The sequence below is a fragment of the Streptomyces sp. NPDC048751 genome, assembly GCF_043198595.1.
Lineage (GTDB): Bacteria > Actinomycetota > Actinomycetes > Streptomycetales > Streptomycetaceae > Streptomyces.
Window position 1 is genome coordinate 68228 of the sequence record NZ_JBICUX010000010.1, and the last position, 20528, is coordinate 88755.

The 20528-nt window shown below is 72.0% G+C and carries 17 protein-coding genes; 6 read left to right on the plus strand and 11 right to left on the minus strand.

Annotation, left to right across the window (positions count from 1 at the left end; all coding sequences use genetic code 11):
* Positions 1-131 precede the first annotated feature (131 nt).
* On the minus strand, positions 132-335 hold the full coding sequence (locus ACGFNV_RS29895) for a hypothetical protein (RefSeq protein ID WP_393626532.1): 204 nt from the start codon (positions 333-335) through the stop codon (positions 132-134).
* A 382-nt stretch (positions 336-717) separates the two neighbouring features.
* Positions 718-999 (minus strand): acylphosphatase, encoded by a 282-nt coding sequence (locus tag ACGFNV_RS29900; RefSeq protein ID WP_393626534.1) that lies wholly within the window; start codon positions 997-999, stop codon positions 718-720.
* Positions 1000-1168: 169 nt separating this feature from the next.
* On the opposite strand from ACGFNV_RS29900, the gene ACGFNV_RS29905 reads away from it, so the two are divergent.
* Positions 1169-2278, plus strand: a complete 1110-nt coding sequence (locus ACGFNV_RS29905; protein WP_393626536.1) for a CAP domain-containing protein — start codon at positions 1169-1171, stop codon at positions 2276-2278.
* Positions 2279-2362: 84 nt separating this feature from the next.
* The gene (locus tag ACGFNV_RS29910; protein WP_393626538.1) at positions 2363-2770 is read left to right on the plus strand and encodes a winged helix-turn-helix transcriptional regulator; all 408 of its coding nucleotides are present in this window, start codon (positions 2363-2365) and stop codon (positions 2768-2770) included.
* Here the strand turns inward: ACGFNV_RS29910 and mutM are convergent.
* The 8 genes from mutM to recG all read right to left on the minus strand — a co-directional run bounded on the left by mutM (position 2743) and on the right by recG (position 10162).
* Positions 2743-3603, minus strand: a complete 861-nt coding sequence (gene mutM / locus ACGFNV_RS29915; protein ID WP_393626540.1) for a bifunctional DNA-formamidopyrimidine glycosylase/DNA-(apurinic or apyrimidinic site) lyase — start codon at positions 3601-3603, stop codon at positions 2743-2745. The two genes, ACGFNV_RS29910 and mutM, sit on opposite strands and share 28 nt — an antisense overlap.
* A gap of 161 nt (positions 3604-3764) precedes the next feature.
* Positions 3765-4565 (minus strand): ribonuclease III, encoded by an 801-nt coding sequence (rnc, locus tag ACGFNV_RS29920; RefSeq protein ID WP_133930363.1) that lies wholly within the window; start codon positions 4563-4565, stop codon positions 3765-3767.
* A gap of 19 nt (positions 4566-4584) precedes the next feature.
* The gene (gene rpmF, locus ACGFNV_RS29925) at positions 4585-4758 is read right to left on the minus strand and encodes a 50S ribosomal protein L32 (RefSeq protein ID WP_003951102.1); all 174 of its coding nucleotides are present in this window, start codon (positions 4756-4758) and stop codon (positions 4585-4587) included.
* A 2-nt stretch (positions 4759-4760) separates the two neighbouring features.
* A complete protein-coding gene (locus tag ACGFNV_RS29930) occupies positions 4761-5414 on the minus strand; it encodes a YceD family protein (RefSeq protein WP_393626542.1) in 654 nt (217 codons plus the stop codon).
* A 161-nt stretch (positions 5415-5575) separates the two neighbouring features.
* Positions 5576-6652: a cell division initiation protein gene (locus ACGFNV_RS29935; protein WP_393626544.1), complete on the minus strand. Its 1077-nt coding sequence runs from the start codon at positions 6650-6652 to the stop codon at positions 5576-5578.
* A 99-nt stretch (positions 6653-6751) separates the two neighbouring features.
* Entirely contained in the window at positions 6752-7231 is a 480-nt protein-coding gene (coaD, locus tag ACGFNV_RS29940; protein WP_208299103.1) for a pantetheine-phosphate adenylyltransferase, read from the minus strand.
* A 26-nt stretch (positions 7232-7257) separates the two neighbouring features.
* Positions 7258-7845, minus strand: coding sequence for a 16S rRNA (guanine(966)-N(2))-methyltransferase RsmD (gene rsmD / locus ACGFNV_RS29945; protein WP_393626546.1), 588 nt, complete (start codon positions 7843-7845; stop codon positions 7258-7260).
* Between the two features lie 106 nt (positions 7846-7951).
* A complete protein-coding gene (gene recG, locus ACGFNV_RS29950; protein ID WP_393626548.1) occupies positions 7952-10162 on the minus strand; it encodes an ATP-dependent DNA helicase RecG in 2211 nt (736 codons plus the stop codon).
* A 169-nt stretch (positions 10163-10331) separates the two neighbouring features.
* Here recG and ACGFNV_RS29955 point away from each other — a divergent pair, with 169 nt between their 5' ends.
* Positions 10332-12158 (plus strand): HSP90 family protein, encoded by a 1827-nt coding sequence (locus ACGFNV_RS29955; RefSeq protein ID WP_393626550.1) that lies wholly within the window; start codon positions 10332-10334, stop codon positions 12156-12158.
* Positions 12158-15097: a tetratricopeptide repeat protein gene (locus ACGFNV_RS29960; protein ID WP_393626552.1), complete on the plus strand. Its 2940-nt coding sequence runs from the start codon at positions 12158-12160 to the stop codon at positions 15095-15097. Before ACGFNV_RS29955 ends, ACGFNV_RS29960 begins: the two co-directional genes overlap by 1 nt.
* A 69-nt stretch (positions 15098-15166) precedes the next feature.
* On the opposite strand, the gene ACGFNV_RS29965 is transcribed toward ACGFNV_RS29960, so the two are convergent.
* The gene (locus tag ACGFNV_RS29965; protein ID WP_393626894.1) at positions 15167-16912 is read right to left on the minus strand and encodes a DAK2 domain-containing protein; all 1746 of its coding nucleotides are present in this window, start codon (positions 16910-16912) and stop codon (positions 15167-15169) included.
* 247 nt (positions 16913-17159) lie between these two features.
* Here ACGFNV_RS29965 and rpmB point away from each other — a divergent pair, with 247 nt between their 5' ends.
* Both rpmB and ACGFNV_RS29975 read left to right on the plus strand, forming a co-directional pair.
* Entirely contained in the window at positions 17160-17345 is a 186-nt protein-coding gene (rpmB, locus tag ACGFNV_RS29970; RefSeq protein ID WP_004924906.1) for a 50S ribosomal protein L28, read from the plus strand.
* Between the two features lie 124 nt (positions 17346-17469).
* A complete protein-coding gene (locus tag ACGFNV_RS29975) occupies positions 17470-20505 on the plus strand; it encodes a BTAD domain-containing putative transcriptional regulator (RefSeq protein WP_393626554.1) in 3036 nt (1011 codons plus the stop codon).
* The last annotated feature ends 23 nt before the right edge of the window (positions 20506-20528 follow it).

Consider the following 20528-nt stretch of genomic DNA (forward strand, 5'->3'; position numbering starts at 1 on the left):
AAAGCGGTATTCGGGGGCGACGGGGGAAAAGAAAGAAGGGACGCCGAAGCGTCCCTTGCAAACTCTGACAACTTAGCGGTTGATACGGGCAGCCCAACCGATGCGTGTGCTGTCGTGGAGCGATGCAGCGATCAGGTGAGCGCAGGCTCCGCCTGGTGTGCGTCGATGCTCTCCATGATCCTGTCGTGAGAAGCGGCAGCCGTCAGCGAGTCGTTTTCAGCCTGGATCCGTACGAGCTCGGATTCAAGGTCCTGTACGCGCTGCTGGAGCCGTCGCATCTCGGCGAGGAGTCGAGGGTCGGAGCCGCCGACGTAACCGAGAAGCGCCTTTGCCATGATGGATGGTCCTCCACACTGAGTGACCGACCGAAGCGGTGTGGGTCGTGAGGGATTCGCACCCGCGGTGCTTGACACTCTTGAGTTCTTGCTGCCGTTCTTCCATGCCAAACAGCTAAGGTGCGCGGGGTGCTTTCAGCGTCTCACCAAAAAGTTTGACGGTCAACACGATCACGCCCCGTATTGGTGGGCATCCCGGGGGCACGCGGCCTTGAACGGCGACGCGGCGACTCCTGCGGGCCCCTCGGGGCGTGGCGATCATCCTTGCCTGCGGAGCCTGCCACCGCAAGCGCTTCTTGGCAACCACCTGCTTCTTTCTGCTTGGGGCAGGTGCCCGTGGCATGCCCCTCCGCTTCCGCCGGAGCCGGTTACGGGCGCGGGGTCAGCGGACGGCGAAGCCGTCGTAGCCCCCGCGCGGTGTGTCCCAGATCTCGGTGACGCCGTCCACGCGTCCGGGCGTGTCGTCACTCTGGAGCCACCGCAGGAGCCCCTCACACCCCTCGGGTGCCCCCTCGGCGACCACCTGCACCCGACCGTCGGCCAAATTGAGAGCAAAACCACTCAGCCCGCCGATCTCGAGCGCCTTGGCCCGTGTGAACCAGCGGAAACCCACACCTTGGACACGTCCCCGCACCCAGGCGACCAGCCGTACATCCTCGCTCATGGGTGCAACCTAACCGGCCAAAGTCACTCGGGACACTTCCGCCCCGAGCGCCATGCGGTACCGTCCCCACCCAAACCCATCTCATATGAAACTCACTCGATCAGGTGAGTCAGGTTGACCACAAGATCGTATGGGTGGGGTTGACCGCTAGGACGAGGAAGGCCAGGACATGGGACGCCACCGACGCCACGCCGCCGGCCGCGCCGCCACGGGCCGCGCCACGGGGGTCACGGAGACCGACGGCCCCTCCACGAGGGGCCGCGGCCGGCAGGACGCGTACGAGGGCGAGCACGCCACGATGGGCATCGCGCCCTATCTGCGCCCCGAGGAATACGCCGAGAGCTACACGAAGAGCCAGGAGTACCTCTTCGCGACCGACGACTACGCCCACTCCACCGGCACCACCGCCTTCCCGGCGGACGGCTACACGCCCTCCGGCGGCAGCGCGCGCGACCGGCGCCGGAAGCGGAAGGCCGCGACTCCGGTCCGCGCGGGTCTGCTCGGCGTCTCCGCCGCGGTCGCCCTCGGCACCGTCGCGGTCGCCTCGGGCGTGGTGCCCGGCCTCGAGAGCTACAAGCTCGGCGGCGGCAGTGGCGGCGAGGCGACGCAGGCCGTCGACACGCCCACCAACTCGGACGCCCAGCAGGGCGGCGCCTCGGGTCCCGCCGCCACCTCCGAGGAAAGCCGCGCCGGCGGTACGACGACCAGCCGCGACGCAGAGCGGTCCGCCTCGCCTTCACCCTCTCCCTCGACCTCGTCCGCCACCCCGTCGGCCACGCCGACCGAGAAGCCGTCCGAGAAGCCGACGACGGCGACCCCGTCGAAGAAGCCGCAGCCCACGCCGTCGCGCAAGGCGACGAAGGAGCCGCAGCGCAGCAGCGCCCCGGGCGCGGTCTCCGCGGAGGCCGCCGCCGAGGCGGAGGTGCTCAAGCTGGTCAACGAGGAGCGGGCGAAGGTGGGCTGCAGCGCCGTGGCCGCCAACAGCTCGCTCACCGAGCTGGCCGAGGCCTTCAGCGAGGACATGGCCGCGCGGGGCTTCTTCGACCACACCGACCCCGACGGAGCCTCCCCCTGGGACCGGGCCGCGAAGGCGGGCATCACCAACCTCGGCGGCGAGAACATAGCCCGGGGCCAAGCCGACGCGGCAGCGGTCATGGAGGCCTGGATGAACAGCCCCGGCCACCGCGCCAACATCCTGAACTGCGACTTCAAGACGCTGGGCGTCGGTGTGCACTACGGGTCCGGCGGGCCCTGGTGGACCCAGGACTTCGGGTACTGATCGCCGCCTGCCGATCACACGGGAGCACTAACTTCCGGTTAGTGCAACCTGTTGGTTAGCGCTGCCTTCGAGTACGCTCCACACATGAACATCATTCAGCGCGCGGACGAGACGGAGGGGCAGGACCTCCCCTTCAACGTCTTCGCCAAGGCTTGCCCCTCGCGCGGCACGCTGGAGCACATCACGGGACGCTGGGGCGGTCTCACCCTCGGCGCGCTGCACGAGGGCTCGCTGCGCTTCAACGAGCTGCGCCGCCGCGTCGACGGCGTCAGCGAGAAGATGCTCTCCCAGACCCTGCACGCACTGGAGCGCGACGGCCTGGTGCACCGCGAGGCCCAGCCGACCAACCCGCCCCGGGTCGACTACGAGCTGACCCCGCTGGGGCACGAGGTGGCCGAGCGCCTGCTGTCCCTCATCCACTTCGTCGAGGGCAACATGGACGAGGTCCTCCGGTCGCGCCTGCGTTACGACGAGACGCGCGGCGCCCGCTGACACTTCGGGCAGAAGTAACTGGACCGGTTCATCCAGGGGCGCCTGCGCATCGGCGTGGCGCACCTCTTGCAGGGCAGCCCCTCGCGGCCGTACGCGTCCAGCGACCGGTCGAAGTAGCCCGACTCGCCGTTGACGTTGACGTACAGGCTGTCGAAGCTCGTACCGCCGACGGCGAGGGCCGCGGTCATCACGTCCCGTACGTGGCCGAGGAGTTCGGCCGTGCGGGGGCGGGTGAAGCCGGCGGTCGGGCGTTCGTAGTGGACGCGGGCGCGCCAAAGGGCCTCGTCCGCGTAGATGTTGCCGACGCCGCTGATCAACGACTGGTCGAGCAGTGCCCGTTTGATGGTGCTGCGCTTGCGGCGCAGCGCCTGGTGGAACGCCTCGTCGTCGAAGAGCGGGTCGAGGGGGTCGCGGGCGATGTGCGCGATGACGTCGGGCAGACCGTCGGGGGTGTTGTCGTGCAACGACAGCCCGCCGAAGGTGCGTTGGTCGACGAAGCGGAGCTCGGTCGCCTGGGCGTCGGCGAACCGGACCCGGATGCGCAGGTGCTTCTCGTCGGGTGACCCCTGCGGCTGCACCAGCAGCTGACCGCTCATCCCGAGGTGCGCCAGGATGGACTGGTTCGTGTCCTCCAGCGGCAGCCACAGGTACTTGCCGCGACGGCTCGGAACGCCGATGCGGTGGCCCTTGAGACGGTGCGCGAAGTCGTCGGCCCCGGCGATGTGCCGGCGTACCGCGCGCGGGTGCAGGACCTCGGCGTCGGCGACGACCCGGTGCGCGACCCACCGCTCCAGACCACGCCGGACGACCTCGACCTCGGGCAGCTCAGGCACGGGGCTCCTTCGACAGGTGTGCGGGCAACCGCAGCGTAACGCGCCGTCCACGGCGGCCGTCAGCCGGTCACGATCCGGGCGCCCGTCCCCTGGCAGGGGACGGGCGCCCGGATCGCGCTGTTCGTCTGTGCGACTCAGCAGTGCTGAGTGCCGACTGCGTGTTATGCGGAGGCGGACTCGGGGTCCGGAGTGCCGTCGGCCGGCTGGGCGGCCTGGGCCGTCCTCGCCGCCTTGGCTCGCTCGTCCGCGGCGGCGCGGATGGAGCGCCACGCGGACTCGGCGGCCTGTTGCTCCGCCTCCTTCTTGCTGCGGCCGGTGCCGGTGCCGTACGAGACGCCTCCGACGCGGGCGGCAGCAGTGAAGGTCTTCTCGTGGTCGGGGCCGGTCTCCGTGACCAGGTACTCGGGCACGCCGAGGCCTTCGGTCGCGGTGAGCTCCTGGAGACTGGTCTTCCAGTCCAGGCCGGCACCGAGGTTCGAGGACTTCTCGATCAGCGGGTCGAACAGGCGGTGCACCAGTTCGGAGGCCGCGTCGAGGCCCTGGTCGAGATAGACCGCGCCGATCACCGCTTCGAGGGTGTCGGCGAGGATGGATGCCTTGTCCCGGCCGCCCGTGCCCTCTTCACCGCGGCCGAGCCGGATGAAGGAGCCCAGGTCGAGGCCGCGGCCGACCTCCGCCAGCGCACGCGAGTTGACCACCGCGGCCCGAAGCTTGGCCAACTGGCCCTCGGGGAGATCGGGGTGGGTGCGGTACAGCGTGTCCGTGACGACGAGGCCGAGCACGGAGTCCCCGAGGAACTCCAGCCGCTCGTTCGTCGGCAGACCGCCGTTCTCGTACGCGTACGAACGGTGGGTCAGCGCACGCACCAGAAGGGCGGACTCGAGCTTGTACCCGAGCCGCCCTTCCAGAAGCGTGTGGGACGAGGCCGTGTGGTCCGCAGAGTTTTTCTTCGGCGTGGACACAGTGCCTCTCACCAGCCGCTCAGACCTCGAGGACCTGGCGCTTGTTGTAGGTGCCGCAAGACGGGCACGCGATGTGCTGCTGCTTGGGCTCGTGGCAGCGCTCGCACGCAACCAGGGTGGGGACCGCAGCCTTCCACTGCGACCGGCGGTGGCGCGTGTTGCTGCGCGACATCTTCCGCTTCGGAACAGCCACGGCTACTTCTCCTGCTTCTCGTCGGGGCGTGCCGATCGAGGCGCGCCGCCGCTCATCTCGTCCTTCTCGCCGTCCGTCATGGTTTCGGCGAGTCCCTGCAGTGCCGCCCAACGGATGTCGACGGCGTCATGGTGGTGGTCCGGGTCGTCCGCAAGGCGTGCACCGCACTCGGCGCACAGACCTGGGCAGTCTTCCTGGCACACCGGCTGCATCGGCAGTGCGAGCACCACCGCGTCACGCAGCACGGGCTCGAGGTCGAACAGGCCGTCCTCGAGAAAGAGCCTGTCCTCGTCTTCCTCGGCGTCGTCGGCCGGTTCCGCTTTCACACGGCCACGGTCGTCGGCGTCAGGGTACGAGAACATCTCCTGGAAGTCCGCTTCGAGTTCGAGCTCGAGCGGCTCCAGACACCTTACGCACTCCCCCTCGGCCTGTGCACGGGCGGTGCCTGTGACGAGCACCCCTTCCATGACCGACTCGAGCCGGAGTTCGAGCTCGACCGGGGCACCTTCCGGTACTCCGATGACTCCCTGGATACCGAAGTCCTTGGGAGCGTCGATCGTGCGGGTCAGGCGCTGCAGCGCACCAGGACGCCGCCCCAGCTCGTGCGTGTCGAACACGAGAGGGTTGCGGTGGTCGAGGCGGGCGTTCAGGGCCATTCCTGCTTTCGATCTTTCCGAGCTCGGGGATGCCGCCCTCGGTGTTCATGGGCAGCTTTGATCGCGGGCGTATACGAAATCAGCGAAGCGCACACGCGACCGAAGAGCCAGGATACTGGACCATTCGCTCATAGCCCAATCCGCGCCTGGCGCCCCCGTTGTTACAGGCCGCGGCCCTGTTCGTAGGCCCGCAACTGCTCCGCGCTGATCATGCCGGTGTCGAAGAGGCTGGTCTCGTCGAGGGCGTAACCCTGCTGGGCGTGCTGAGCCTGTTGATCGTGCTGGGGCTGCTGGGCCTGCTGTGCGCTCTGGTGCGGGTCGTAGGCGGCCTGCTGGGGGTCGTAGCCCTGGTACGCGTACGGGTCGGCCTGCTGCTGGTAGCCGTACGGGTCCGCCTGCTGGCCGTAGCCCTGCTGCTGGTAGCCGTAGGGGTCGGCCTGCTGCTGTTGGTAGCCGTACGCCGGCTGCTGGTCGTACTGCCGCTGTGCCTGCTGCTCGGCCGCCGCCGCGGTGTCCGCCTCCGCGAGCGCGGCGAGGTCGGCCAGGTAGTCGGCGTCGCTGGAGTGCTGGACCGTCGTGAGGTCGTCGGCGAGGGCGCCGAGGTCGTCGCTGGCGATGCGACCGTGCAGTTTCTGGCGGCCGCGGCCGACGGCCTCCAGGGTCTTGGCGAGGACCGCCTCGAAGGCACCGAGCTTGACGTCGACGTATGCATCGGCGTTGCGGCGCAGGGTCTCCGGGTCGTGGCTGCGCTCGGGGGCGTCCTCGTCCTCGTAGCCCTGCTCGTCGACGCCCGGGCCGGTGCCGAGGAGCTTCTCGCGGCCGCGGCCGACGGAGCCGAGGGTCTTGGTGAGGACGACCTCGAAGTTGGCGAGCTTGGAGTCGACGTACTCGTCGGCCTCGGCTCGGACCTCCTCGGCCTCCTTGCGGGCCTCGGCGAGGATGCGGTCGGCCTCGGCCTGGGAGCGGCGGGCCACCTCGGTGTCGGAGATCAGGGAGCCGCGCTCGGCGTGGGCGGTCTCGATGATCCGCTCGGCCTCCTGGCGGGCCTGCTCGACCATCTGCTCGCGGTCGCCGATCAGCTCCTGGGCCTGGGCGAGGGAGTCGGGCAGCGCCGCCCGCACCTCCTCCAGCATCGAGAGCAGGTCGGCGCGGTTGACCACGCACGAGGCCGACATGGGCATGGACCGGGCGCCTGAGACCGCGGCGACGATCTCGTCGAGCTTCTTCTGCACGTCCACCGTGTGCTCGCCACTCTCTACAGATGCGTTGGAGACGGACGGGACGACTGTACGGCCATGAGGTGGCCGCCGGACACCGGGTGACGGGCCGTCAGCGGGTCAGTCCTGCCGCAGGCGCCGGGTGAGCGCCTCCAGGACCAGGGGCGGCACCAGGTGGGAGACGTCTCCGCCCCAGGTCGCGACCTCCTTGACCAGGGAGGACGAAAGGAAGCTGTAGGTGGGGTTGGTGGGCACGAAGAGGGTCTCCACGCCCGAGAGGCCGTTGTTCATCTGGGCCATCTGCAGCTCGTAGTCGAAGTCGCTGACCGCGCGCAGGCCCTTGACGATGGCCGGGATGTCCCGCTCCTTGCAGAAGTCGACGAGCAGGCCGTGGAAGGCCTCGACCCGGACGTTGCCGTACTCGGCGGTGACCTGGCGGATCAGGTCGATCCGCTCGTCGATCTCGAAGAGGCCCTTCTTGGACTTGTTGATCATCACCGCGACGTAGACCTCGTCGTACAGACGGGAGGCGCGGGAAATGATGTCGAGATGTCCGTTGGTGATCGGGTCGAACGACCCGGGACAGACGGCGCGGCGCACTAGTGATCCCTCGCTCTCCGGTCCGGTCATCGTGCGTCTTCGCACGTAGAGGCGGCGCGACCGTACCAAAACGTTCCCTCGCCGTAGCGACGGGACCGGACCGCCTCGAAGCCGTCCGGCCAGTGGAATGTGCCGCCTCTGGTGCTGCGCTCCACGGTGACGAGGGCGTCGTCCGCGAGCCAGCCCCCTGAGCGGAGTGTGAGCAGAATCTCGCGAAGATCGTGATCTGTGACTCGGTAAGGGGGGTCCAGGAACGCGAGGTCGTACGGCTCCTCGGGCGCCGAGGTACGGATGATCTGTTCCGCTTTGCCCGCGCGGACCTCGGCGCCGGGCAGGCCGAGGTTCTTCACGTTCTCCCGGACGATGCGGGCCGCTCGCGCGTCGGCCTCCACGAGGAGGGTGTGGCCGGCGCCGCGGGAGAGGGCTTCGAGGCCGACCGCGCCTGATCCGGCGTAGAGGTCGAGGACCCGTTCGCCGTCCAGGGGGCCGCCCAGAAGAGACTGCCAGGTGGAGAAGAGACCTTCGCGCGCACGGTCGGAGGTAGGACGGGTGCCGGTCCCTGGCGGGACGGCCAGGCGACGTCCACCGGCTGCGCCGGCGATCACGCGGGTCATCTTTGGTCCTTGCTTGTGAGCGGCCTTACGTTCAGTGTGGCTGGTCGCGCCCCCGCGACGGTAGCCGCATGGGCAATGCAGCCCCGCGCCCCTCAGGGATTCTCCCTCACCCCTTCTCCAAGTACTGCTCCCTTTCCTCGTCCAGGAGGGCGTCCAGAGCGGTCCGTAGGCCCGGAAGTCCCGTCAGCTCCGGATCCGCCGCCACCAGGGTCACGGCCTCCTCCCGCGCTTCCGTGATGATCTCCTCGTCCTCGATCACCGCCAGGACACGCAACGAGGTACGGGCCCCCGACTGGGCCTGGCCAAGAACGTCGCCCTCGCGGCGCTGCTCCAGGTCGATGCGGGAAAGCTCGAAGCCGTCCAACGTCGACGCGACCGCGTTCAGGCGCTGGCGGGCGGCGCTCGCCTCCGGCATCTCGGTGACCAGGAGGCACAGACCGGCCGCCGAGCCACGGCCGACCCGGCCGCGGAGCTGGTGGAGCTGGGAGACTCCGAAGCGGTCGGCGTCCATGATGACCATCGCGGTGGCGTTGGGGACGTTGACGCCGACCTCGATGACGGTCGTGGCGACCAGGACGTGGGTCTCGCCGGCGGCGAAGCGGCGCATGACCGCGTCCTTGTCGTCGGGGTGCATACGGCCGTGCAGGACCTCGACCCGGAGCCCCTGGAGGGGGCCCTTGGTGAGCTGGTCGGCCACGTCGAGGACGGCGAGCGGGGGCCGTTTCTCGGCCTCGTCCTCGGCGGACTTCTTCTGCTTCTTCGGGTCGTCCTCCTCGTCGCCGATGCGGGGGCAGACGACGTAGGCCTGGTGGCCGTTCTCGACCTCCTCGCGGACCCGTTCCCAGGCGCGGGCCAGGAAATGGGGCTTGTCGGCGGCCGGGACGACATGGCTGGCGATCGGTGAGCGGCCGGCCGGGAGCTGGTCGAGGACGGAGGTCTCCAGGTCGCCGAAGACCGTCATGGCGACCGTGCGCGGAATGGGGGTGGCCGTCATGACCAGCAGGTGCGGGGGCTGCTTGCCCTTGCCGCGCAGGGCGTCGCGCTGTTCGACGCCGAAGCGGTGCTGTTCGTCGACCACGACCAGGCCGAGGTCGTGGAACTGCACCTTGTCCTCGATCAGCGCGTGCGTGCCGATCACGATGCCGGCCTCTCCGGTGACCAGGTCGAGCAGGGCCTGGCGGCGGGCCGCCGCTCCCATGGATCCGGTGAGCAGCACCACCTTGGTGGCGTGCTCGGATCCGCCGAGCATCCCGCCCTCGGCCAGTTCGCCCATCATCTCCACGATCGAGCGGTGGTGCTGCTGGGCGAGCACTTCGGTGGGAGCCAGCATGGCGGCCTGTCCCCCGGCATCCACGACGGCGAGCATCGCGCGCAGGGCCACCATCGTCTTTCCGCTGCCCACTTCCCCCTGCAGCAGCCGGTGCATCGGATGCTCCGTCGCCAGGTCGTCGAAGATCTCCTTCGAGACCTTCTGCTGGCCGTCGGTGAGGGTGAACGGGAGGCGGGCGTCGAAGGCCGTGAGGAGGCCGTCGGGGGCCGGTCTCCTCGGTACCGCCGGGAGTTGGGCGTCGGCGTGGCGGCGGCGGGCGAGGGCGACCTGGAGGACGAAGGCCTCGTCCCACTTGAGGCGGGAGTGGGCGTCGGCGATGTCGGCCTTGGTGTGGGGGCGGTGGATCTTGAGGAGGGCCTCGGGGAGGGGGACCAGGCCGCGGCCCTCGCGGAGGGAGTCGGGGAGGGGGTCGACGGCCTCCTGGGCGCTGGGCAGGACCGTCTGGACCGCCTTGCCGATCTTCCAGGACTCCAGCTTGGCGGTGGCCGGGTAGATCGGGATGAGGGCGCCGGCCCAGGTCTCGACGGACTCGGCGGCACCGTCCGGATCGCCTCGCAGCAACTCGTACGCCGGGTGAGCGAGTTGGAGGCGGCGGTTGAAGAGGGAGACCTTGCCCGCGAACATCGCGCGTGTGCCCGGCAGGAGTTCCTTGTGGGGCTTGTGGACGCCGTTGCCGAAGAAGACGAGTTGGAGGCGGCCGCTGCCGTCCGTGATCGTGACTTCCAGGCGCTGCCCCTTGCCGCGGGGGGCCTTGGCCGAGGCGAAGGTGTGCAGGCGGGCGTCGGCGACCTGGGCGACCACCGTGACGTGCTCGTCCATGGGGAGGTCGGCGAGGTGGGTGAGCTGTCCCCGCTCCTCGTATCTGCGCGGATAGTGGTGCAGGAGGTCGCCGACGGAGTGCAGGCCGAGATGCTCGGCCATCACCTTCGCGGTGGCGGGGCCGAGCACCTTCTTCAGTGGTTCTTCCAGTGCGGGCACGAGATCCATTGCACACCACGCCACTGACATTGCCGTATACATACCGGGAAACCCCTGGTCAGGCCGCTCGTTCGGGCCCTAGGATGGCGTGCTCCGGCCATCCCTCCCCGCGGTCACCGCCTCACCGGGACCGCCCGACCCCGCGCCGTCGCGAACTCCCCCCACCGGCGCAGCGACGATGGACTCCCAGACCTCACAGCCGTCCCAGGCATCACAGTCACCTCATACGTTCCAGGTCGACCTGCGTGGTCTGGTGGACCTGCTGTCCCATCACCTCTACTCCAGTCCCAAGGTCTACCTGCGCGAACTGCTGCAGAACGCGGTGGACGCGATCACCGCCCGGCATGCCGAGGAGCCCGAGGCCCCGGCGCGGGTGCGGCTGTACACGGAGGGCGGTGCCCTGCGGGTGGAGGACTCCGGTGTCGGGCTCACCGAGTCCGACGTGCACAGTCTGCTGGCGACCATCGGGCGCAGCTCCAAGCGCGCCGAGGGGCTTCAGGCGACCCGCTCCGACTTCCTCGGGCAGTTCGGCATCGGGCTGCTGGCGTGTTTCGTGGTCGCCGAGCGGATCCGGGTCGTCAGCCGCAGCGCCCGCACGCCCGGAGCGCCTCCGGTGGAGTGGACGGCCCGCGACGACGGCTCGTACACCGTGCGGACGCTGCCGGACGCGGAGCGCCCCGAACCGGGCACCACCGTGCACCTGGTGGCGCGGGCCGGCGCCGCGGAGTGGCTCACGCCGCAGCGGGTGCGCGCGCTGGCGCGGGACTTCGGGTCGCTGCTGCCGTACGACGTCCAGGTCGACGGCGAGGCGGTCACCGACCTCCCGGCGCCCTGGGACCGGTCGTACGCCTCGCCCGCGGGCCGGCGGGTGGCCCTGGCGCGGCACTGCCACGACCAGTTCGGGTTCACCCCGCTGGACTCGATCGACCTGGACGTGCCGCTCGCCGGGATCCGCGGGGTGGCGTACGTGTTGCCGTCGGCGGTCAGTCCGGCCCAGCGCGCGGGTCATCGTGTGCACCTCAAGGGCATGCTGCTGACCGAGCGCGCCGAACAGCTGCTGCCGGACTGGGCGTTCTTCGTGCGCTGCGTCCTGGACACGGACAGTCTGCGGCCCACGGCCTCGCGCGAGTCGCTGTACGAGGACGAGACGCTGGCGGCCGTTCGCGAGGCGCTGGGCGAAAGGATTCGGTCGTGGCTCACCGGCCTCGCGGCGGGTGATCCGGAACGGCTCGCGGCCTTCCTGTCCGTGCACCACCTGGGCGTGAAGTCGCTGGCGCGGCACGACAAGGAGATGCTGCGCACGATGTTGCCGTGGCTGCCCTTCGAGACGTCGGACGGACGGCTGTCCCTGGAGGAGTTCGCGCAGCGGCACCCGGTCGTGCACTTCACGCGGACCGTCGAGGAGTACCGGCAGGTCGCGCCGATCGCGTCCGCGCAGGGCGTCGGGGTGATCAACGGCGGTTACACCTACGACAGCGAACTGGTCGAGGCGCTGCCCTCGGTGCGGCCGGGGACGGTCGTCGCCGAGTTGGACGCCGACACCGTGACCGCCCATCTGGACGCGGTGGATCCGGCCGTGGAGCTGGCGCTGTCGGGCTTTCTGGCGGCCGCGCGGGCGAAGCTGGACCCGCTCGGCTGCGATGTCGTCCTGCGGGCCTTCCATCCGCTGTCCGTGCCCGCGCTGCACCTGGACGACCGGGCGGCCCGGCACGAGCAGGCCCGCGCGGAGGCCGAGGCGCAGGCCGACGACCTGTGGGCCGGCATTCTCGGCTCGCTGCGCGGCAGTGCCCCGCGCGCGCGGCTGGTGCTCAACCATCTCAACCCGCTGATCCGCAGGATCAGTTCCCTGCACGACCCGGAGCTGATCGGTACCGCGAGCGAGTCGCTGTACGGGCAGGCGCTGCTGATGGCGCAGCGCCCGCTGCGGCCCGCCGACTCGGCGCTGCTGAACCGGGCGTTCATCGGCCTGCTGGAATGGGCCACGCACGGTGAGGACGGCCACTGATGAGTGAGATCACGGACTTCGACTCCCTGCGCCGGGCGATGGCGGAGAACTCCGAGCAGCCGGAGGGGCCGGCCCGCAACGCGCGCGCGGAGCAGTTGCTCGTCGAGGCGGAGAAACTGGACGTCCCGCTCGCGGTGATCGAGGCGCTCGGACACCAGCTGAAGGTCTACAACTACAGCTCCGAGAAGGACAAGATGTTCGTCCCCTTCGCGCGCCTGCTGCGCCTGTGGGACGAGCGGCCCGAGGACTTCGACGAGTACGAGACGCACTCGCTGCACTGGGTCTTCAAGTGGATGTCGTCCGGCATGCTCGACCAGCCGCACGTCCCGCTGGCGTCCATCGAGAAGTGGCTCGGTGAGATGGAGCACCGCTACCGGCTGGCCGGGCACTCCGAGCGGGCGGTGCGCAGCGCCGAGTTCAGCGTGGCCGCACATGTCGGGGACGTGGCGCGGGCCGAGCGGGCGTTCGAGGCCTGGCTGGCCGCGGACCGCGACAGCATGGCCGACTGCCACGCGTGCGAACTGCACGGGCAGGGCTGGTGGCAGGCGGAGCGGGGCCGTAGCGCGGAGGCGTTGGAGGTGTGGGGTCCGGTGCTGGACGGCGAGTTCGGCTGCGCCCACGAGCCGCACACCGTCCTCGCGTCCTCCCTGGTGCCCCTGTTGCGGCTGGGCCGCCTGGAGGAGGCGCGCGGCAACCATCTGCGGGGTTTCCGGCTGGTGCGGCCCATGGAGAGCATGCGCGGCGCCTACGCGGACCACGTGGAGTTCTGCGCACTGACCGGCAACGAGGCGCGCGGCCTGGAGTTGCTGGCGGAGCGGCCCGCGTACTTCACCGACGACGGGCATCCGCGCAGCAAGCTGGACTTCCTGAGCGTGGTGGTCCTGCTCATGGACCGCCTGTCCGCGCTCGGGATGGGCGAGCAGCAGGTGTCCGGCCCGGCGGGCCGCACCTGGACGGCGCGGGAACTCGCCGAGCACGCGCGCGGGGAGGCCCTCGCGCTGGCCGGGCGCTTCGACGCCCGCAACGGCACGTCGTACGTCAGTGAACGGGCACGCGCGCGGATGGCGCAGGAGCCCCTGGTGGAGCGGCTGCCGCTGGGCGTGCGCGCGGCGCGGCCGACCGCCCCGGTGGCGGTCGTGCCGCCTCCCCCGCCTCCGGAGGAGGCCGCCGAACCGGACCTGCCCGCCCTGATCGCGGAGGCACGCCGCCGGTCGGACACCCTGCAGCCGAACGCCGTCGAGGCGTGGGCGGCGGTCGCGCGGGCCGCGCAGGGCGTGGAGCTGGAGGCACGCGACCGCGCGGAGATCGCCGATCACCGGGCGATGGACCTCGGCCCGGAGGGCACCGAGCTGTTCGAGCGCGCCGCGGAGCTGTACGCGGAGGCGGGCGACCCCGGGGAGGCGCTGGCGGCACACGCGCGTGCGGCCTACGTCCGCGCTCTGGCCGGCGATGTCGACGGGGCGCTGGCGGCGATCGTGGAACCGTACGACCAGGTGCTCGCGCTCTACGCCGATGAGGGCACGGGCGTACGGCAGACGGCGTCGGTGCTGATGGCGCGGGCACGGATCGTGATGCGGCGGGTGCACGAGGCCGAGGGTCCGGCGGCGGAGAGCGTCCTGGCCGAGGCGCGCGGGGCCGCGCGTGAGGTGCTGGCGCTGGTCGACGGGCGGGCCGGGGGCGACGTACGGCTCACCGCGCGGGTCGCGGAGGCGCAGGCGATGCTCGCGGAGATCGCGGCGCACGAGGGGGACGCGCAGACGGGCGCGGAGCTGTTCGCGCGGGCCGCGTCGGGGTTCGTCGAGGCCGGGCTGCCGTGGTTCGCGGTGGAGTACGAGGCCCGGCTGGCCGGTCTGGCACACCACCTCGGCGACACGGTGCAGGCGGAGCGGGCGCTGCGGGCGGCCCTGGAGCACGGCGGGCCGCACCTGGAGGCGATAGGGCGGGCCCAGCTGCATCTCCAGCTCGCCGAGGTCGTGGGCGGCCTGGGCCGGGCGGACGAGGCGGCGGAGCACGCCCTGGAGGCGGCGCACTGGGCCGACGAGGCGGGCGAGGGGCCGACGCTGGGCGCGTGGGCCCGGCAGCAGCTCGGTGGGCTCCTGCTGCGCCTGGGGCGGTTCGCCGAGGCCGCGGAGGTGCTGGAGTCGGCTTTGGCCGACCTGAGCGCCGAGACGCACGGCGACGGCGCGGTGGTCCAGACGCAGTGGTGGCTGGGTGACTGCCTGAGCGAGCTCGGCGAGCACCGCGCGTCCGCGGAGCGCCGGCTCCAGGCCGCCGAGATCGCCCGGCACTGGCCCGAGCAGCACGACCACGCGACCCTCGCGCACCTGGCCGCCGAGTCACTGGGGCAGGCGGGGCTGCACACCGAGGCGGACCAGGCGTACGCGCGCGCGGGTCACCTGTGGCACTCGCTCGGCAACGTCCACGGCCTGGTCCGCTCCCTGCGCGCCCGCGCGTGGCTGGCGCTGCGCACGGAGCACGGGCTGGACGGGGCACGGGAGTTGATGACGGCCGCGGTCCACGCGTGCGTGGCCGCGCGGGACGCGACGGACGACGAGGAGGCCCGGCAGCGGCTCACCGACGAACTGGGTCACACCCACCGCCAGTTCGGCGACCTGCTGGCCCGTTCCGTCGCCGAGGACGCCGAGGACGGCTCGATCCAGGACGCGTTCCAGGAGGGCCTGGCGCGGCTGGCGGAGGCCATAGACGTCTTCGCCTCCCTCGGGGACGGGGCGCTCGACAGCCGCACCGGCGCCGAACTCGCCGCGGGCTGGCTGGAGGCCGACCTTGGCCACCCGGCACGGGCGGAGGCACACGCGCGTGCGGTACTGGCGGCGTACGCGGCGGTGGCCGACGCGGACGACGCGGACGGGACGGCGGTGGCGCGGCGCGCGGAGGCCGAGCAACTGCTGCAGGTGGTGGCGGAGCAGGCGGTCGAGTAGGTGACGGGGGCGGGCTCGCTCAGGCCCGGACTTGAGCAGGACCCACTCGACGCCGATGCCGAGAAGGACTCACTCGACGCCGATGAGGAGCAGCGCCCCCTGCCGTCCACCCCGGTACACCACCGTGTCGACGGCCAGGTACGCCTCCCGCACCCGTGCCTCCAGGTGCTCGGCGACGCCGTCGGGCGCCTCGTCGCCTAGGACGAGGGTGACGAGCTCTCCTCCGGCCGCGAGCATGCGGTCCAGGACGCTCGCCGCGGTGGCGGTGACGTCCGAGCCGATCACGGCCACGTCACCGTCGACGAGGCCGAGGACGTCTCCGGCCTGGCAGATGCCCGCCATGGTCCAGGACTGGCGTTCGGCGACGGCGACCTCGGCGTAGCGGGTGGCACCGGCCGCGGAGGTCATCGCCACGACGTCCTCGTCGAAGCGGCGGTCCGGTTGGTGGACGGCGAGCGCGGCGATGCCCTGGACCGCGGAGCGGGTGGGGATCAGGGCGACGCGGACGCCGTCCGCGCGGGCCTGCTCGGCCGCGGCGGCCGCGGTGTGGCGCAGTTCGGCGTCGTTGGGCAGCAGCACGACCTCGCGCGCGTGGGCACGCCGCACGGCCTCGACGAGCTCCCCGCTCGCGGGTGCCTCCCCCGGGCGCGCGAGCACGGTGGTCGCGCCCGCCTCGGTGTACAGCCCGGCCAGGCCCTCCCCGGGCACGACGGCGACGACGGCCCGCTGGGTCCGCTCCCGGGGCGGCCGCTCGCCACCGCGCGTGTGCACGTCTCCCTGCCCGAAGTGCGTGATCCGGATCCGGTGCGGCCGCCCGGCCTCGACGCCCGCCTCCACGGCGGCTCCCGCGTCGTTCACGTGCACATGGACGTTCCACAGCCCGTCGCCGCCGACCACGACCAGTGAGTCCCCCAGGTCGTCGAGCCGCTGCCGCAGCCGCACCACGGCCGTGTCCTCGGCCTCCAGGAGGTAGATCACCTCGAAGGCGGGCCCGCCCTCCTCCAGCTCGGCCGGGCCGTCCGAGCACTCTCCGACGGCTTCGAGGGACGCGGCGCGGGGCTCCGTCAGGTCCTCGTGATCCCCCTGCACGCGCGCGTGCCCCGTGAAGCCCGCCGTGGCCACCGCCGCCGGCGCCTCCCCTGTGAACGTCTCGACCAGCGCCCCGAGGACCGCCACCAGTCCCCGCCCGCCCGCGTCGACCACACCGGCCCGCTCCAGGACGGTCAGCTGGGCGGGGGTCGCGGCCAGGGCCGTGCGGGCCCCCTCGTAGGCCGCCCGCGCGACCGTCGCGCAGTCGCCCTCCGCTTCCTGGGCCGCGTCGGCGGCGGCCGAGGCGACCGACAGGACCGTGCCCTCCACGGGGTGGGCCACGGCCTGCCGGGCGGAGTCGGCGGCCTGCCGCAGGGCCAGCCGCAGCCCCGCTCCGTCGGTGTGCGCGGTGTCCTCGTCGGCGGCGAGCACCTGGGCCATGCCGCGCAGCAGCTGCGCGAGGATCGTCCCGGAGTTCCCGCGCGCGCCTATGAGCGCGCCGTGCGCCATCGCGCGCACCGTGTCGGCCAACAGGGGCCAGTCGTCACCGGAGCCGTCACCGAAACCGGCGCCGGGGCGCGCCCCGTGCCCCGCGAACACCGCCTCGACCGCGGTCACCGCCGACTCGACGGTCAGGTAGAGGTTCGTGCCGGTGTCCCCGTCCGCGACCGGATACACGTTGATCGCGTCGATCTCCTCGCGCGCCCGCCCCAACGCCCCGAGCGCCAGACCGCACCAGGTGCGCACCGCGAGAGCATCGAAGAACGTCTGCGGCACCCGCGCCACCCGCGCCTCCCTGAGCTGCTGGACTGGACGCAGCGTAGACCCCGGGCCGGTCTCCGCCGGAAGAGGGCCGGGAGTGGGCACCGGACCGGTCATGGTAGTTTCGTTGTACTGGCGCAGTCGTTGTATGCTGCTCCGGTTGCCCGATCCCGATCGGGCCATTCCCCTGGCAGCGCCACTCAGATCCTCGATCCTGATCCCGGCATGCCGGGATCAACCGTAAGTGCATCTGAAGTCTTTGGAGTGACCCGTGGCTGCCAACTGCGACGTCTGCGGCAAGGGGCCGGGCTTCGGCAACAACATCTCGCACTCGCACCGCCGTACGCCCCGTCGCTGGAACCCGAACATCCAGCGTGTGCGTACCGTGGTGGGCGGGACGCCGAAGCGCGTGAACGCTTGCACCTCGTGCATCAAGGCCGGCAAGGTCTCGCGCTGACGCCAACAGCTGAGCGCGCGGCCACTGCTGGTTCGCTGCACAGAGCCGGTCCACCTCGGTGGACCGGCTTTTTGCCGTGCGCTTTGCCGCACACCCACGTCGCTGAGCTGCCAGAATCTGGCGAATGCGCTTCGCCATCCTGGGTCCGCTGGACATACGCACCGACGACGGCGCCCCCGTGGACCCCGGCGGCCCCCGCCCCCGTGCCCTGCTCACACTCCTGCTCCTCGACGTCGGCCGCACCGTCTCCACCGACCGCCTGACAGCCGGCCTGTACGGCGCCCAGCCGCCCGCAGGAGCCGCCAACGCCCTCCAGTCGCAGATCTCCCGCCTCCGCAGGCGTCTGGCGCCGCACACGGAGATCGAGGCCACTCCGGCCGGTTACCGCATCACCGTCTCCCCCGAGGCCGTGGACGCCCATCAATTCGAACGCATGTCCAAGGAAGGGCGTACCGCGCTCTCCACCGGAGACCACACGCGCGCGGCGGCCCGGCTGCGAGAGGCGCTCGCCCTGTGGCGCGGACCCGCGCTGCCCGACCTCCCCGAGGCACACGCCGAGAGGACACGGCTCGAGGAGCTGCGGCTGGCCGCCGCACAGGACCGGATCGAGGCGGAGCTGGCGCTCGGCGGCGGGCCCGGGCTCGTCGCGGAGCTGCGGGCGCTGCTGTCGACGCATCCGCTGAGCGAGCGGCTGTACGGGCAGCTGATGAGGGCGCTGCACGCGGACGGACGGCCCGCCGAGGCGCTCACCGTGTACGAGGAGGCCCGGCGCACCCTCGCCGACGAGCTGGGCACCGACCCCTCGCCCGAGCTGTCCGCGCTCCACCTGGAGTTGCTGCGGGGCGGCGGCACGAGCGCACCCGCGCGGCCGCGCGTCCCGGTCCAGCTCACCCCGTTCGTCGGCCGTGACACCGAGCTGGCGCGGATCGCGCGGGGCCTGTCCGAGTCCCGCCTGGTCACGCTCACGGGCCCGGGCGGCGTCGGCAAGACCCGGCTGGCGATCGAGGCGGCCCGCACCCGGGCCGTCTCCCAGGCCGTCTCCCGCTCCGACGCGTGCTTCGTCGAGCTGGCCCCCCTCAGCGACGGCACCCGGATCCCGTACGCCGTCCTCGCCGCCCTCGGTGTGCGTGAAGGTTTCCGCACGCCCGCCACGGACACCACGGACCGGCTGCTGGCCGCCCTGGAGGAGCGTGAGCTGCTGCTGGTGCTCGACAACTGCGAGCACCTGGTGGAGGAGGCGGCGCGGCTGTCGGCGCTGCTCCTCGGCGCCTGCCCGGGCGTCCGGGTCCTCGCCACCAGCCGGGAGTCCCTCGGCATCACCGGTGAGGTCCTGGTCCCCGTGCCACCGCTGCCGCCGGAGCCCGCGGTGCGGCTCTTCCTCGATCGCGCGCGGGCCGTACGCCCCGACTTCGACCACCACGCGCGCGTGGCCGACATCTGCCGGGCTCTCGACGGGCTGCCGCTGGCGATCGAGCTGGCCGCGGCCCGGCTGCGCACCCTCACCCCGGACGAGCTCGCCGACCGCCTGGACGACCGGTTCCGGCTGCTGACCCGGGGCGACCGCTCCAAGGCGCCTCGGCACCGCACCCTGCGCGCGGTCGTGGAGTGGAGCTGGGACCTGCTGGACGACGAGGAGCGCGAACTGGCAGCGGAGCTGACCGTCTTCCCGGGCGGGGCGACCCTCGACGCCGTGGAGGCCGTGTGCGCGACGGCCCACCCGGAGGACCTGCTGGCCTCGCTGGTCGAGAAGTCGTTCCTGGAGGTGTCCGAGGGGCGCTACCGGATGCTGGAGACGATCCGGGCGTTCGCCGCAGAGCGACTCACCGGCGCGGACCGGCCCAGGGACGCCCACGCGGGGTACTTCCTGCGGCTGGCCGAGGGTGCGGAGCCGTATCTCAGGGGCGGCGGCCAACTGCCCTGGCTGGCCCGGCTCACCGCCGAACACGGCAACCTGGACGCGGCGCTGCGGCACCTCGTGCGCACGGCTCCCACGGACGCCCTGCGCCTCATGGCGCACCTCTCCTGGTTCTGGCGGCTGCGCGGTCCGCACGACGAACACGCCACGCTCGCCCGCGCACTGCTGACGACGATCGGCGACGAGGCGCCCGCGGGGCTGGAGGAGGAGTACGCCCTGTGCGCGATGAACACGGTCACCGGGCGGGGTGACGACCCGGCCGAACCCGACCGCATCGCGCGCGTGGCCGACGTTCTGCGCGCCCTGGAGAAGTCGCTGCGGCTGCCGTTCACGATGGTCCTCTGGTCGCTCACCGGCGGCCCGCTGCTCGCCTCGGACCAGGAGCTGCGGGCCGTCCAGGTCGGCGACGACCCGTGGGGGCGGGCACTGCTGGACCTGGGGCTCGGCTACCAGGCGCAGTTCAGCGGCCGTCCCGCCGAGTCGGAGGCCGCCTTCGCCCGCTCCCTGACCGCCTTCCGGGTGACCGGGGACCGTTGGGGCATGGCCAACTGCCTGGATCCGCTGGGCGGCTTCGCGGCCCGGCGCGGCGCCTACGACGAGGCCCTGGAACTGCTCGACGAGGGCCTGCCGTACGTACGGGAGCTGGAGGCCCCCGAGGAGACCGCGGACCTGCTGCGCACGCGCGGGACCGTGCTGCTGCACCGGGGCGACACCGAGGCGGCGGCCGTCCACTACGAACAGTCGGCCGCCCTCGCGCGCGGCGCGGGCGCCTCGGACAAGGTCGCGGCCGCCCGGCGGGGCCTCGGTGACGCGGCCCGGCTCTCCGGAGACACCGCGCACGCACGCGTGCACTACGAAAACGCCCTGGAGGCGTGCGCGGCGAACTGGTTCAGCGTCGGCGAGACGGTACGGATCCTCATCGGCCTGGGCCGCACGGCGGCGGCGGAGGGCGACACCGACAAGGCTCGCGACTGGTTCGCCCAGGCCCACGCGCACGCCCGGGAGTCACCGGACGTCCTCACCCTGGCCGACACCGCCGACGCCCTCGCCTCGGTCGCCCCGGCTCCCGCGCGGGCGGCCGAACTCCTGGGCGCCGCCGTGGGGCTGCGGGGGGAACCGCTCGACGGCGACCCCGACGTCGTACGCACGCGGGACGACGTACGGGCCAGGCTGTCCGCGCAGGCGTACGACGAGGCGTTCGAACGGGGGCGGAGCCGGCGGTCAGCGGCGGTCAGCGAACGGTAGGGAGACGGTCAGCGCCTGCCCGC

Excerpts from the sequence above, each read along its gene's own strand:
- ACGFNV_RS29895 (WP_393626532.1), bottom strand. The coding sequence starts at position 335 with ATGGCAAAGGCGCTTCTCGGTTACGTCGGCGGCTCCGACCCTCGACTC.
- ACGFNV_RS29960 (WP_393626552.1), top strand. The coding sequence starts at position 12,158 with ATGAGTGAGATCACGGACTTCGACTCCCTGCGCCGGGCGATGGCGGAG.
- recG (WP_393626548.1), bottom strand. The coding sequence starts at position 10,162 with ATGGATCTCGTGCCCGCACTGGAAGAACCACTGAAGAAGGTGCTCGGC.
- ACGFNV_RS29900 (WP_393626534.1), bottom strand. The coding sequence starts at position 999 with ATGAGCGAGGATGTACGGCTGGTCGCCTGGGTGCGGGGACGTGTCCAA.
- ACGFNV_RS29930 (WP_393626542.1), bottom strand. The coding sequence starts at position 5,414 with ATGGCCCTGAACGCCCGCCTCGACCACCGCAACCCTCTCGTGTTCGAC.
- ACGFNV_RS29955 (WP_393626550.1), top strand. The coding sequence starts at position 10,332 with ATGGACTCCCAGACCTCACAGCCGTCCCAGGCATCACAGTCACCTCAT.
- ACGFNV_RS29910 (WP_393626538.1), top strand. The coding sequence starts at position 2,363 with ATGAACATCATTCAGCGCGCGGACGAGACGGAGGGGCAGGACCTCCCC.
- ACGFNV_RS29905 (WP_393626536.1), top strand. The coding sequence starts at position 1,169 with ATGGGACGCCACCGACGCCACGCCGCCGGCCGCGCCGCCACGGGCCGC.
- rsmD (WP_393626546.1), bottom strand. The coding sequence starts at position 7,845 with ATGACCCGCGTGATCGCCGGCGCAGCCGGTGGACGTCGCCTGGCCGTC.
- ACGFNV_RS29975 (WP_393626554.1), top strand. The coding sequence starts at position 17,470 with ATGCGCTTCGCCATCCTGGGTCCGCTGGACATACGCACCGACGACGGC.